The organism is Peptoniphilus senegalensis JC140, assembly GCF_000321025.1.
In the GTDB taxonomy this organism is placed as follows: Bacteria; Bacillota; Clostridia; order Tissierellales; family Peptoniphilaceae; genus Peptoniphilus_A; species Peptoniphilus_A senegalensis.
This window is the reverse complement of record NZ_HE610718.1, coordinates 24,851-37,784: the sequence shown is the minus strand read 5'-3', so window position 1 is coordinate 37,784 and position 12,934 is coordinate 24,851. Positions and strand designations below refer to the sequence as shown.

The window sequence follows — 12,934 nt, the reverse complement described above, 5'->3', positions numbered from 1 at the left end:
ATATAAAAATTTATTGTCATCAAGGTAATCAAACATTAACTTAGAAAGCAAATCTTTAAATACATCATCTTCTTCAAGGTAAGATTCCTTAGAAACACCAGAAACATAAGTCATCTCTATTAGAAGTTTACCACTATTTGTAGACATATATTTAGTCTTTTCTTCAAGTATAAAAAAAAGAAAATTACCATGTTCAGCTTCATGAGGATCCACATACTCTATACTTTTTTCATTTTCTATAATTTTAAAGAGACGAAAGGACATTTCTTTTATCTCAACATTTAACTTAACATTTCCTACGTAATATTTTGCATTTTCACTAAGCATATACTTCTTGTAAGGAGGTAATTCTGAAAAATTAAGTTCAACAAGGTCAAATTTATTTTTGAGATAACTTATAAGGTCTTTTGAATCTCTCTCGCCAATAGGAATTAAGTGCTTGAACATTTTAATTTGGGTTTCATAGTTCATTTTACTTTTACATCTCCTAAAATAATTATTTTATACACACATGACCCTTGTGAAGATCTGTGAATAAGAAATATGCTTTAAAATATAGTCTTACATAATGTGGAAATTAAAAAAATTATCTTTTGTATAATTTATCTAGTTTTTTTATTTTCTTTTAACTAAGTAAAGAGATAAGACTAAACCAAATACAAAAAATATAATTGAAGTGAAAGAATAGTCCACAAGCTTGAAAAAATAAATAATAAAGAAGTTATTGTAGAGGATTGGAATAAGTAAAATATAGAGAAAATAGAAATTTTTATTTTTATAGATAAGGGGCAGTGAAATTAAAATAGGTAAGGCAAAGGAACTTAGACCATAAAAATTTAAAAAGGCAAAAAATCCATAAAAATTTTCTTCAAGGACAGGAAGAATTGGTATAGAACCCATAAGTATAATCAGAATAAAAAGATATTTTAGATTGTTTTTCATATTTGCCCCCAAATAATTTTTCTTAATAAATTATATCAAAAATAGAAAAATTTTGTTTTAAAAATTTTCTGGTGGGTAATAAATGTTAGTAAGTTGAGAGAAGAAATTCTCTTGACTCTTGAATTTTTAAAAACTTTGTGATAATATAATAGCAATTTTAAAAATGGCTTTGATAAGAAGAGTAAATTATATAAAATTCTTAGAGAGGAAATGGCAGCTGAAAATTTCTAATTTTATATTTTTGAAAACTAACTTGGAGTCCCATAGCAAACTATGGCGTATGGATGCGTTAAATCCCTCGAGTTTAATTAAGGTGGAACCACGGTCATCGTCCTTTGGGATGATGGCTTTTTTTATTTTATTTTTAATTTTAGGAGGAAAAAATGATTATTAAATTACCAGATGGCTCAGAAAAAGAATACCAAAGTGGAGTAAAGGTAAAAGAAATTACTGGAGACATTTCTCAAGGTCTTCTTAGAGACTCTCTTGGAGCCCTTGTAAATGGAGAAATTTTAGGAAATGATGATGAAATTTATGAAGATAGCGACTTTAAAGTTGTAAAATTCGAAGATATTGAAGGAAAGAGAATTTTGTGGCACACTGCATCTCATTTAATGGCTTATGCCATAAAGGAACTTTACCCAGAAGCAAAATTTGCAATTGGACCTTCAACTGAAACAGGATTCTATTATGATTTAGACCTTGAACACAGATTTGTAGAAGAAGACTTAAAGGCAATTGAAGATAAGATGAAGGAAATTGCTAAAAAAGATCTTCCAGTAGAAAAAATTGAAGTTTCAAGAGAAGAAGCTCTTAACTACTTCAAAGAAAAAAATCAAGATTACAAGCTTGAACTAATTGAAGACCTTCCAGAAGATGAAAAGATTACAATGTATAAGATTGGCGACTTCACTGACCTTTGCAAGGGACCACATCTTCTATCAACTAAAAAAATTAAGGCAATAAAACTTCTTTCAATTGCAGGTGCATATTGGAGAGGAGACTCAAACAACAAGATGCTACAAAGAATTTACGGTATTGCCTTTGAAAAACAAAAACAATTAGATGAATACATTGAAAGACGCGAAGAAGCTGAAAAGAGAGATCACAGAAAACTAGGTAAAGAACTTGAATTATTTAGTATGCACGAAGAAGGACCTGGATTCCCATTCTTCCATCCAAATGGAATGATTTTGAGAAACACTTTACTAAATTGGTGGAGAGCTGTCCTTGAAGAAAATGGTTATGGAGAAATCCAAACACCAATTATTTTAAATGAAGCCTTGTGGCATAGATCAGGACACTGGGATCACTACAAAGATAATATGTACTTCACAAAAATTGATGATGGAGACTATGCAGTTAAACCAATGAATTGTCCTGGTTCAATTTTAGTTTACAATTCAAATAATCACTCTTATAGAGATTTACCTGTAAGACTTGCAGAATACGGAATTGTTCATAGACATGAACTTTCTGGAGCATTACACGGACTATTTAGAGTAAGAACATTTACTCAAGATGATGCTCACGTTTATTGCTTATTCTCACAAGTAAAAGATGAAGTATTCAAGATGATTGATTTAGCAGATTATCTATATTCAACTTTTGGATTTAAGTACACAATTGAACTTTCAACAAGACCAGATGACTTCATGGGAGACCTTGAATCATGGAACTTGGCTGAAAAGTCATTAAAAGAAGCACTAGAAGAAAAGAAACTTCCATACACAATTAATGAAGGCGATGGTGCTTTCTATGGTCCTAAGATTGACTTCCACCTAGAAGATGCCATTGGAAGAACTTGGCAATGTGGTACAATTCAACTTGATTTCCAACTTCCAGAAAACTTTGACTTAACTTATGTTGATGAAGATGGAGAAAGAAAAAGACCAGTAATGCTTCACAGAGCCCTACTTGGATCAGTTGAAAGATTTATGGGAATCCTAATCGAACACTTTGCAGGAAAATTCCCACTATGGTTATCTCCAGTTCAAGTTGAAGTAATTCCTGTATCTGATAAATTTAAAGATTATGCAGAAAAAATTGCAGACAAACTTAACGCTGAAGGACTTAGAGTTCATCTTGATGGCCGTGCAGAAAAAGTTGGTTACAAAATTAGAGAAGCACAAGTTAAAAAGATTAACTATATGCTAGTAATTGGAGAAAAAGAAGAAACTTCTGGCAAACTTTCTGTTAGAAAGAGAAGTGGAGAAGAAGTTCAAGACGTTGATGTAGATGAATTTATCGCATCACTTAAAGAAGAAATAAAAAACAAGACAATTACTAACTAATTTTAAAATTTTAATTGAAAAAATTAGTAAATAAAGATAAAATCTAAGCAGGTGAAAGTCTGCTTATTTTTTTACGAGGATTTGTTCAAAAATAGCAAATAATTTCTTTACAAAGATAAGTCCTTGTGATAAAATACATTGATGTAACCGCACAGATTAGGTTTTAAACATAGTGCCTATGATGGCGAGTCTTGTAATGAGGAGGTGCTACAATGTACGCAATTATTGAAACAGGCGGAAAACAATATGTTGTTGAAGCTGGCGACAAAATTAGAGTTGAAAAATTAGATGTAAAAGAAGGCGACAATGTAACTTTTGACAAAGTTCTTTTTGTATCAGGAGATGAACCTAAAGTTGGTGCTCCATATGTTGATGGTGCAAAGGTTGAAGCTAAAGTATTAGCTCAAGGCAAAGCAAAAAAAGTTGTTGTTTACAAATACAAATCTAAGAAAAACGAAAGAAAGAAAAACGGACACCGTCAACCATACACTTTAGTTGAAATTTCAGGTATTAACTAATGACTAGGATTGACCTTTACAAAAAGGGCGATTATTACTGTGGATTTAAGTCTTGTGGTCACGCAGAGGGCGAATTTGATAAAATTGTCTGCTCTAGTATTTCGACTCTCACTCAAACCCTGTATTTTACACTGATAAATAAGCTTGGCATAAGTGAAAGTGAAATTAAAGATTCTCAAGGCGACGGAATGTTAAAAATAGAAATTTTAAATAGTAATCTTTTTAAAAGAAGAGATGTTCAAACTTGTTTTGAATTTATGATAATGGGAATTGAGCTTATTGAAGAAGCTTACCCAGAATATTTGACACTAAAGAATGTGGAGGTGCAAAATGATTAAATTTGATTTATTGCTTTTTTCTTCAAAAAAGGGAGCAGGTTCTTCTAAGAACGGCCGTGACTCAAACTCAAAGAGACTTGGAGTTAAAAGAGGCGATGGTCAATTTGTTCTAGCTGGCAATATTCTTGTTAGACAAAGAGGAACAAAAATCCATCCAGGCGAAAATGTTATGAAGGGTTCTGATGACACTTTATTTGCTACAGCTGATGGAATCGTGAGATTCACAACTAAGGGCAAGGGCGGAAAGAAATACGCCAATGTTTTCGAAGAAGAAAAAGTTGAATTAGCATAAAGATAAAGCAAGGGAAACCTTGCTTTTATTTTTTTCTTTATAATTCTAGTAAAATCTAAAATTTCACCAAGATTTTACATATTTGACATAAGGTTCAAGTTTTCACTACAATTGTGTGATATAATTTTAGAAAATGCGAGGTAAATATGTTTATAGATATAGCAAAAATAAAATTAAAAGCCGGCAAAGGTGGAGATGGAGCTGTCGCTTGGAGACGAGAAAAGTATGAACCAGCAGGAGGACCAGCTGGTGGCGACGGTGGAAGAGGCGGAAATGTAATTGTAATGACTGACTCTGGACTACACACCTTGATGGATTTTAGATACAAGAGAGAATACAAGGCCGAAAATGGACAAAACGGCATGAACAAATTAAAATTTGGAAAAGATGGCGAGGACATTATCCTAAAAGTTCCCGTAGGCACACTAATTAGAGATGCAAAAACAAATGGCGTTATCTATGACTTAAAGGAAAACAATATGTCTGTAACAGTCTGCAAGGGTGGCAAGGGTGGACTTGGCAATGCCAGATTTAAAACTTCAACGAGACAAGCACCAGCTTTTGCCCAAGCAGGCAATGTTGGAGAAGAAAGAGAAGTTGTTCTCGAGCTTAAACTTTTAGCAGATGTTGGACTTGTTGGATTTCCAAATGTAGGCAAGTCAACCCTGCTTTCCATAGTAACATCTGCTAGACCAAAGATTGCAAACTATCACTTCACTACACTTGCTCCAAACCTTGGAGTAGTTAGAGTGGATGAGGGAGAGTCCTTTGTAATAGCAGACATACCGGGCCTTATTGAAGGGGCATCTGAGGGAATTGGACTTGGCGATGAGTTTTTAAAACACGTTGAGAGAACGGGAATACTAATTCACGTCCTTGACATTTCTGGATCTGAAGACAGAGACCCAGTGGAAGATTTTTACAAAATCAATGAAGAACTTGTGAGATACAATGAAAAGTTGGGAGAAAAGAAGCAAATAATTTTTGCCAACAAAATGGATATGCCAGGAGCAGAAGAAAATTTAAAAAAATTAGAAGAGGAATTTGGCGACAAATACGAGATTATAGCAGGTTCTTGTGCCACAACAAAAAACTTGGACAAATTAATTAAGCTAACATATAATAGTCTACAAGAAGTGGACTATGAAGACCACGAGACTTATGACGAAGAGCACGTAGAAGAAGTGACAAGAGAAGAAGGCATAAAAGTATTTGCAGAAAATGGGGAATACTTTGTAGAAGGCCCATACATTGATAAACTCCTTCGCTCCACTAATTTTGACAACTATGACTCACTAAAATATTTCCAAGAAAACCTAAGAAAGAATAAGGTTGTGGAAAAATTAGAAGAACTTGGGGCACATGATGGCTGTTCTGTATTCATTGGCGGATACGAATTTGAATTTTTTGAATAATTAAAATAGATAGGAGATAGAATGTTAACAGGAAAAGAAAGAGCTTACCTAAAAGGTCTTGCACAAAATATTGACCCACTTATCCAACTTGGAAAAGATGGTATCAATGAAGGCTTTTTAAAGCAAATGGATAAACTTTTAGAAGACCATGAGCTTGTAAAGATAAAAGTTTTGCAAAATGCACCAGTAGAAGTTGACGAAATTGTAGACGAAATATTAGAAAAAACTGGGGCAGAATTTGTGCAAAAAATTGGCAAGAAGCTAACAATTTATAGAGAATCAAAAGAAAATAAAAAAATAGAATTGCCATGAAAAAATATGGAATTTTTGGAGGAACTTTTAACCCCATTCACTACGGTCATCTCATGATTTGTGAATATTTAAAGGAAGAGCTTGGTCTTGACAAAATTATTTTTATACCTACGGGCAATCCTCCTCACAAGGACCTTGATGTTTCGGCAGAGGACAGGTATGAGATGGTAAAACTTGCCATAGAGTCCAATCCAGATTTTGAGATTTCAGACCTTGAGACCACTCGGGTAAAACTTTCCTACACAGTGGATACAGTTAGAGAGTTAAAAAAAATCTACAAAGAAGAAAAACTATTTTTCTTAATAGGTCTTGACACACTTTTCCAACTTAAAACTTGGAAAAAAATTGAAGAACTATCAAAGGAAATAGAATTTGTAGTTGCACTGAGACCAAAATACATTGACATAGACGAAATAAATAGGGAACTTAAATTTTTAGATGAAAACTATGGCACAAAGGTGGAGATTATCCACACACCTCTCTATGAAATCTCATCCACAGAACTTAGAGAGAGAATAAAGGATAAAAAATCTGTTAGATATTTAATTCCTGAAGAAGTAGTGAATTATATAAAGGAAAGCGGGTTTTACAAGTTTGACATATAATTTAAAAAAGTATGAAGCCGAAATAGAAGAAAGAATTGGCGAAAAGAGATTTCTCCACACCCTTAGGGTAAGAGACACTGCCATAGAGCTTGCAAAAATTCATGATGTAGACCTAGAAAAGGCAGAAGTAGCTGGGTTTCTGCACGATTGTGCAAAAATTAGAGATGAAAAAAAACTAATAAAAGAAGCAAAGAAAAGAGAACTCCTCTTGACAGATGAGATGAAAAAAGCACCACAAATCATTCATTCCCACTTGGGAGCTCTTCTTGCAAAAGAACATTACAAAATAGAAGACCAAGACATCCTAAATGCCATAAGCTATCACACAACAGGAAGACCCAATATGTCTGACCTTGAAAAAATAATTTTCTTGGCAGATTATATTGAACCTATGAGAAATTTTGACGGCGTAGAAAAGGCGAGACAACTTGCCAAAAAAGATTTAGACGCTGCCATGTATTTTGCCTTAAATAACACCCTAAAATTTTTAGTAGAACATGACAATTACATAGTAGTTGAAACAGTCCTTGCTAGGAATTACTATAAGGAGATGAATATTTGAAAACTTTTTTTAAAGCTTTTATAACGACAATAATAGTCGTACTGGTCTTGGCACTAGCAGGAGTCGCAGGATACTTTTATTTCCTAGGCGACGAAGACAGTGGCAAAGTAGACCAAGGAGGCGAAGACCTCCAGTTTTTAATGCTTGGAGTAGACTCCCTAGACTCAAAAAAAGCAGACAACGCAAGGTCTGACACAATAATGGTAGTAAATGTAGATAGCAAAAGCAAAAAAGTCAACATAATTTCCATACCAAGAGATACTTACGCAAAGATAAAAGGCTACAAAAAGACAAAAATAAACCACTCTTTCAAGTATGGAGGAAGCGAGCTAACACTTGACACAGTAAATAATTTGCTTGGTACAGACATAAAATATTATGTCACAGTTGACTATAGATTTGTAGAAGACGTGGTAAATAAAATTGGCGGAGTTACAGTGGATGTACCACTAGACATGAAATATGAGGACCCAACAGCAGACCCACCTTTGACAATTGATATAAAAGAAGGGACACAAACCTTAAATGGCTACGATGCCATTGGCTTTTTGAGATATAGAAAAGGCTACAAAGATGCCGACCTTGGAAGAGTAAAGGCACAACAACAATTTATGTCAGCACTTTTATCAAAAATGAAAGAACCAAAGACAATGATCAAGGTGCCACTTCTTCTTAGCTCATATATAAACTACTCAGAAAACAATATACCAGTGAAAAAACTTATAAAAGTAGCCCTAAATATGCGCGGCATAAGTACAGAAGACATAACAACAAATACACTTCCAGGCATACCAAAATATATGGGAGGAGTATCATACTTCGTGCCAAATGAAAATAAAATACAAGTAATGCTAGTTGAATATAATTTTAAATAGGAGGAAAAATGACAGTAGAAGAAAAATTAGATATCATCTTGAAATCTTGCGAATCAAAAAAGGGAATCGATACAAAAGTAATGGACATTAAGAGCATGACATCAATCGCAGATTATTTTGTAATAGTAAGCGGTAATTCATCAACTCAAGTAGATGCTCTAGCAAGAGAAATAGACGAAAAATTATCAGAACAAGGAGTAGAACCCATCCACAGCGAAGGCAAAAATTCTAGCAGATGGATAATTTTAGACTTTAGTGATATAATAGTACATGTATTCCACAAGGATGAGAGAGAATATTATAAGCTCGAAAGATTGTGGGAAGATAACGAAAATAGTGAAAACAACGAAAAAATTAATGAGGAGGAACAATAATTATGGTTCAAATTCTACACACTGACAAAGCACCTGCAGCAGTAGGTCCTTATTCACAAGCAACAGAAGTAAATGGCTTTATTTTTACATCAGGACAAATTCCACTAATTCCTGAAACAGGCGAACTTGTGTCAGAAGACATCAAAAAAGCAACAGCAAGAAGTCTTGACAACATCAAGGCAATCCTAGAAGAAGCAGGCTCAAGCCTAGAAAAAGTTTTAAAAGTAAATATATTCTTAGACGATATAAATGACTTTGCAGCAGTAAATGAAGTTTACGCAGAATACTTTAACACTCACAAGCCAGCAAGATCTTGTGTTGAAGTAGCTAACCTTCCAAAGAAAGCATTAATCGAAATCGAAGCAATAGCAGTAAAATAATTATATAAAAGATAGACCCTTCGGGGTCTTTTTTAATGGCAAATGAAAATTTAGACAAAATTTGAGGTAAAGATGAAAGAAATAAATGTAAATGAAATAGACAATGTTAAAGATGCTTACATCATTGATGTGAGAGAGGATATTGAGCTAAAAGAGACGGGAACAATAAAGGGAGCAGTTCACATTCCCATGATGACAGTGCCAAACAAGTTAAATAAAATTCCAAAAGACAGAGAAATATATATCCTCTGCAGAAGAGGTATAAGATCCTATGAAGTTTCAGCTTATCTTTGCGAACTTGGATATGACGCAGTAAATTTAGCGGGAGGCATCTTGGACTACAAGGGCGACTTAACAAAATAATTATCCCTTTGTATAGATTAAAATTTAGAAAATAAAATAAAAAGGACAAAATCTCACGACAAAAGTTGTGGGATTTTTTTGTAGAAAAAATAAAAAAATATAAGAAATTGCAAAGTAAATGCTAAGAAAAAATAAAATTAAAAAAAAAGAATAAATATATCTTGAAATGAGTATTCAAGACAAAGTATAGATTTAAACTAATGCAATACAAGCTTGACAACATTAAAGGATTGTATTTATAATATACTATTTTTAATAGGGGGGGGGTAAAAAATACTCAAACTATTATAAATACTATAAAATCAAAACATTTTAAGTGGAAAAAAGAGTCATAATTTGCTATAATATATCCATATAATTAAAAATCTGGGACTATAGGCAAAATACAATATATAAATTATAAATCTAATTAAAAGAAAAGTTTATAATTTCAGATGGAGGAGATGATTCACTGAAAAATTTTAAGAGGATATTTATTAAGTAAGTAAATAAGTAGTTATAATCCAAATTTGAAGGGAGAAAATATGGATAAAAATAAAAAATCAAAAACCTTTAACAAAATGTCAATAAGAAAAGGAATTTCCTTATCTCTTGCAGCTTTGACATTAGCAGGTCCAATAGTACCTTATGCAGTTTATGCAAATCCAACAGCTGCAGTACAAGATACAATAAGAAGAGCACCAGAAAACCAAGGAGCTTATCCAAAAAATATAGTTGATACAATTAATTGGGACAATAAAGGTGTAACAGACAATGACAAAGATTATTGGTCACTAAACCAAAATATAGGTATAGAACCAACTCAAAAAATAGTAAGGGTAACAACATCGGATCCAATTGAAAATGTAGATATTAACTACCAAGGATACTTTGTTGACGCCAATGGCAGAACAAACCTTAGATTTGTTTACATGGAAAAATCAGCGGCTATTTCAGCTGTTTGGAATAGAATACTTCTTAGATTTGATGACGATTTATATGACAAAATTGATTTTGAAAAATCTTACGGCATCGGTAGCGATGGTAAAGAATATAAACTAACTCAATCAAATGGAAAAAATGAAAAAGCTTTAGATATCAATGGTATGGTCGGTGCTAGAACCCAAAACAGAACAAACATTCCAATGAATATTGTTCTAAAAGAAGGTCTGGCATTTACAGATTTAGGAAGTAAAAATCTTAAAATTCAAATGAGACTTGTAGATAAAAACTCAAAGAGAATTTATGCCTTTGCTCCTAAGGGAAGTTCAATTGACTATTCAGTTTACACAAAGCAAACTGTTATTCCTATAGAAAGTAACGTTGATGGTTTATTCTTAAGAGGACCAAAAGAAGAAGATGGCAAGAAATTTGCCTTCCAAAGAGCTGTGATGTCTGAATTTATTGCAAATCCGGAAAATTATAGCGACACATCAGAGCTAGGTATTTTAAGAACTGAGTATCAAGCAGAACGTGATTCCACGAATCCAAAAGATGTTAAGGACGGAAAACCGGCAGGATTTATTCAAGCTTTTGACGCAAAACTTGTGCCATACCTAAAAGCGGATGCGGCAGGAAACATTGCTTATACAAATATGCTTGATGCCAACAGAAAAGAAGTTAAGGGTGTAGGTAAAGTTGGTGTTGCTCTAGAGAATATCAATTACTCTAATGACAAGAAAGTTGCCTACATTGTATTTGGACAACAAAACTTTGTAAAAGACGGTGTAAAAGTAGTTACCCTTGACAAGTTTGACGGCAAGATCAACCAAGGTGGCTTCTACTATACTGCCATTGATTATGTTGTAGATAAAAAGAAATTACAAGATACTTTTGAAACTACAGGAACTACAAAAGTTGACTTTGATATAATGACAGGATGGGCTGAAACAAACCCAACAGGCTGGACTATTTTTGAAAAAGATTATGACAATGACCATGTAGTAGATGAAGGTGAATCCTTCATGATTGATACTACACAAGACCCTGCTCGTAAACAAATTATGATCCAAGTAGGAGATCCTGAAGAAGCATTTATTAGAACAATGCAAGGTTATTATTCAGGTCATAAAGATGGTCAAAAGGGCTTTGAACAAATTGAGAATATTGGCGTAGGTCTTTATGAACTGACTCTTCGTGAAGGTGCAACAATTAAAGCTGGAGAAAAATTCAGAGTTCTAATTCCAGATGCAGCTGACCACGAAGGTCCTGTAAACTTCTTAGAAACTCATAATGGTTCTAAGTACAACCAAGGTGCTGCTAAATTAAAGTTACAGAAAGACAGAAATATAAATATGCACCTTTATAGAAAAGACAAAGGTTCTTTCAAAGTTTACTACACATTAAAAGGTAAAACAGAACAAAAAGAACTAGTATTTAATAAAGGTGGATTATGGCAATATTCTGATAAAGATAAGATACTTGATGGTACTCCAAATAGAGGGATAGATCCATCAGGTGGAAATTTCTGGATCAACACAAAGAAACTAGAACCTGGAAAAGACATAATTGTTGAAGCTTATAATGCGGCAGGCGAAAAGGAAGAAAACTTAACCTCATGGTTTAAATATAAGCCTCTTGAAAAATCAGCTGAAAAGTACGAAAGAATGGCTTGGGTTGACCATGCGGAAGACTTATCTTCAGTTGGTATTGACAAGTCAACTTATGTACCTTATCAAGAAATATTCACAAATGATTATAAGACAGGTACTGACGAAATTTATAAAGACCCAAGACTTGTACCAGCAGATAAAGAAGACTTCATGGCAAAGACAGGAAAAATCGAAGGTTTCACTCAATATGACGGCGGTAAAATCAGAATGCGTTATATTGAAAGCAATGGAAAAACACTTGTTGGAAAAGCAGAAGCAGCTGCCAATGAATATAATGACAAGGGCGATGTTGTAGGCACAGATTTAAGTCAAAAAGTTACAATAAATAATAAAGAATATGAAGCAATGCCTTATGAACTTGATCTTTCTACAGTTAGTGAACTTAGAGATGCTGATCCAGAAACAGGGTTAGAATTAAAGAAAGATATGAGACTTATCTTTAACGCATCTAATGGTTCATCACTTCCATCAGATTGGTATGAAACACGCGTTAAGACAAGAGTGTTATTTGACGCAACAGACGGACAATTTGAAGACACAAGCAAAAAAGCTGTAAAAGTTGTTCCAGACAATGTTAAGTATTACCAAGAAGATGGATATACAGCTAATGGCTTTACAGGAGCAAATGTAAAAGAAAATACTGGCGATACATTCCCAGCTGCACCAACAGCAACTGGTAAAACATTCCTTGGTTGGGTTACAGAAGAAGGCAAAACTGAATTAACAAAAACAGTTGTAACATCTGAAGCTTTCAATAAGCTTGACGCCACAAAGAAATTTACAGCAGAAACTCCAGTAGACAGCCACAAAGTAGTTTACGCTATTTGGTCAGAAGAAAAACTAATAACATTTGACGCAAACGGTGGTAAATTTGCTGACGGTTCAACAACAAAAACTGACGATATAAAAGATGGAGTTACAGCACCAGATGCACCAAAACAAGATGGAAAAACATTCCTAGGTTGGGCAAGCACAAAAGATGCAACAGCACCAGAAGATGGAATTCTTGATAATGTAAATGAAGCAAAAACAGTTTACGCAGTTTGGAAAGACGGAGTAGTAGAAAAGACAGC

The 12,934-nt window shown here is 33.6% G+C and carries 15 protein-coding genes and 1 other annotated feature; of the genes, 13 read left to right on the top strand and 2 right to left on the bottom strand.

Annotated elements, in window-relative coordinates; genetic code table 11:
- Together PTSHG_RS09900 and PTSHG_RS04370 are read right to left on the bottom strand one after the other, a co-directional pair.
- Positions 1 to 471 (bottom strand): hypothetical protein (locus tag PTSHG_RS09900; protein ID WP_019107670.1); only part of this gene is annotated, 471 nt, incomplete at its 3' end.
- Between the two features lie 144 nt (positions 472 to 615).
- A complete protein-coding gene (locus tag PTSHG_RS04370) occupies positions 616 to 942 on the bottom strand; it encodes a hypothetical protein (protein ID WP_019107669.1) in 327 nt (108 codons plus the stop codon).
- 160 nt (positions 943 to 1,102) lie between these two features.
- Positions 1,103 to 1,281 (top strand) — a binding site (T-box leader).
- 44 nt (positions 1,282 to 1,325) lie between these two features.
- Here PTSHG_RS04370 and thrS point away from each other — a divergent pair.
- From thrS to PTSHG_RS09210, 13 genes are all read left to right on the top strand, one after another.
- Positions 1,326 to 3,236, top strand: coding sequence for a threonine--tRNA ligase (thrS, locus tag PTSHG_RS04365; protein WP_019107668.1), 1,911 nt, complete (start codon positions 1,326 to 1,328; stop codon positions 3,234 to 3,236).
- Between the two features lie 212 nt (positions 3,237 to 3,448).
- Positions 3,449 to 3,754, top strand: coding sequence for a 50S ribosomal protein L21 (gene rplU / locus PTSHG_RS04360; RefSeq protein ID WP_019107667.1), 306 nt, complete (start codon positions 3,449 to 3,451; stop codon positions 3,752 to 3,754).
- Complete coding sequence (locus tag PTSHG_RS04355; protein ID WP_019107666.1) at positions 3,754 to 4,092, top strand: ribosomal-processing cysteine protease Prp; 339 nt, start codon at positions 3,754 to 3,756, stop codon at positions 4,090 to 4,092. The genes rplU and PTSHG_RS04355 overlap by 1 nt, the downstream gene beginning before the upstream one ends.
- A complete protein-coding gene (gene rpmA, locus PTSHG_RS04350) occupies positions 4,085 to 4,384 on the top strand; it encodes a 50S ribosomal protein L27 (protein WP_019107665.1) in 300 nt (99 codons plus the stop codon). The genes PTSHG_RS04355 and rpmA overlap by 8 nt, the downstream gene beginning before the upstream one ends.
- Positions 4,385 to 4,530: 146 nt before the next feature.
- Entirely contained in the window at positions 4,531 to 5,799 is a 1,269-nt protein-coding gene (obgE, locus tag PTSHG_RS04345) for a GTPase ObgE (RefSeq protein WP_019107664.1), read from the top strand.
- Between the two features lie 21 nt (positions 5,800 to 5,820).
- Complete coding sequence (yhbY, locus tag PTSHG_RS04340; protein WP_019107663.1) at positions 5,821 to 6,111, top strand: ribosome assembly RNA-binding protein YhbY; 291 nt, start codon at positions 5,821 to 5,823, stop codon at positions 6,109 to 6,111.
- Complete coding sequence (gene nadD / locus PTSHG_RS04335; protein ID WP_026088840.1) at positions 6,108 to 6,716, top strand: nicotinate-nucleotide adenylyltransferase; 609 nt, start codon at positions 6,108 to 6,110, stop codon at positions 6,714 to 6,716. The genes yhbY and nadD overlap by 4 nt, the downstream gene beginning before the upstream one ends.
- Entirely contained in the window at positions 6,706 to 7,278 is a 573-nt protein-coding gene (yqeK, locus tag PTSHG_RS04330; RefSeq protein ID WP_019107661.1) for a bis(5'-nucleosyl)-tetraphosphatase (symmetrical) YqeK, read from the top strand. Before nadD ends, yqeK begins: the two co-directional genes overlap by 11 nt.
- On the top strand, positions 7,275 to 8,153 hold the full coding sequence (locus PTSHG_RS04325; protein ID WP_019107660.1) for an LCP family protein: 879 nt from the start codon (positions 7,275 to 7,277) through the stop codon (positions 8,151 to 8,153). The genes yqeK and PTSHG_RS04325 overlap by 4 nt, the downstream gene beginning before the upstream one ends.
- Positions 8,154 to 8,161: 8 nt before the next feature.
- Entirely contained in the window at positions 8,162 to 8,527 is a 366-nt protein-coding gene (rsfS, locus tag PTSHG_RS04320; protein WP_019107659.1) for a ribosome silencing factor, read from the top strand.
- 2 nt (positions 8,528 to 8,529) lie between these two features.
- A complete protein-coding gene (locus PTSHG_RS04315) occupies positions 8,530 to 8,907 on the top strand; it encodes a RidA family protein (RefSeq protein WP_019107658.1) in 378 nt (125 codons plus the stop codon).
- Between the two features lie 72 nt (positions 8,908 to 8,979).
- The gene (locus PTSHG_RS04310) at positions 8,980 to 9,270 is read left to right on the top strand and encodes a rhodanese-like domain-containing protein (RefSeq protein ID WP_019107657.1); all 291 of its coding nucleotides are present in this window, start codon (positions 8,980 to 8,982) and stop codon (positions 9,268 to 9,270) included.
- A gap of 524 nt (positions 9,271 to 9,794) precedes the next feature.
- Positions 9,795 to 12,934, top strand: a 3,140-nt coding sequence (locus PTSHG_RS09210) for an InlB B-repeat-containing protein (protein WP_162137625.1), incomplete at its 3' end; no start/stop codon positions are given.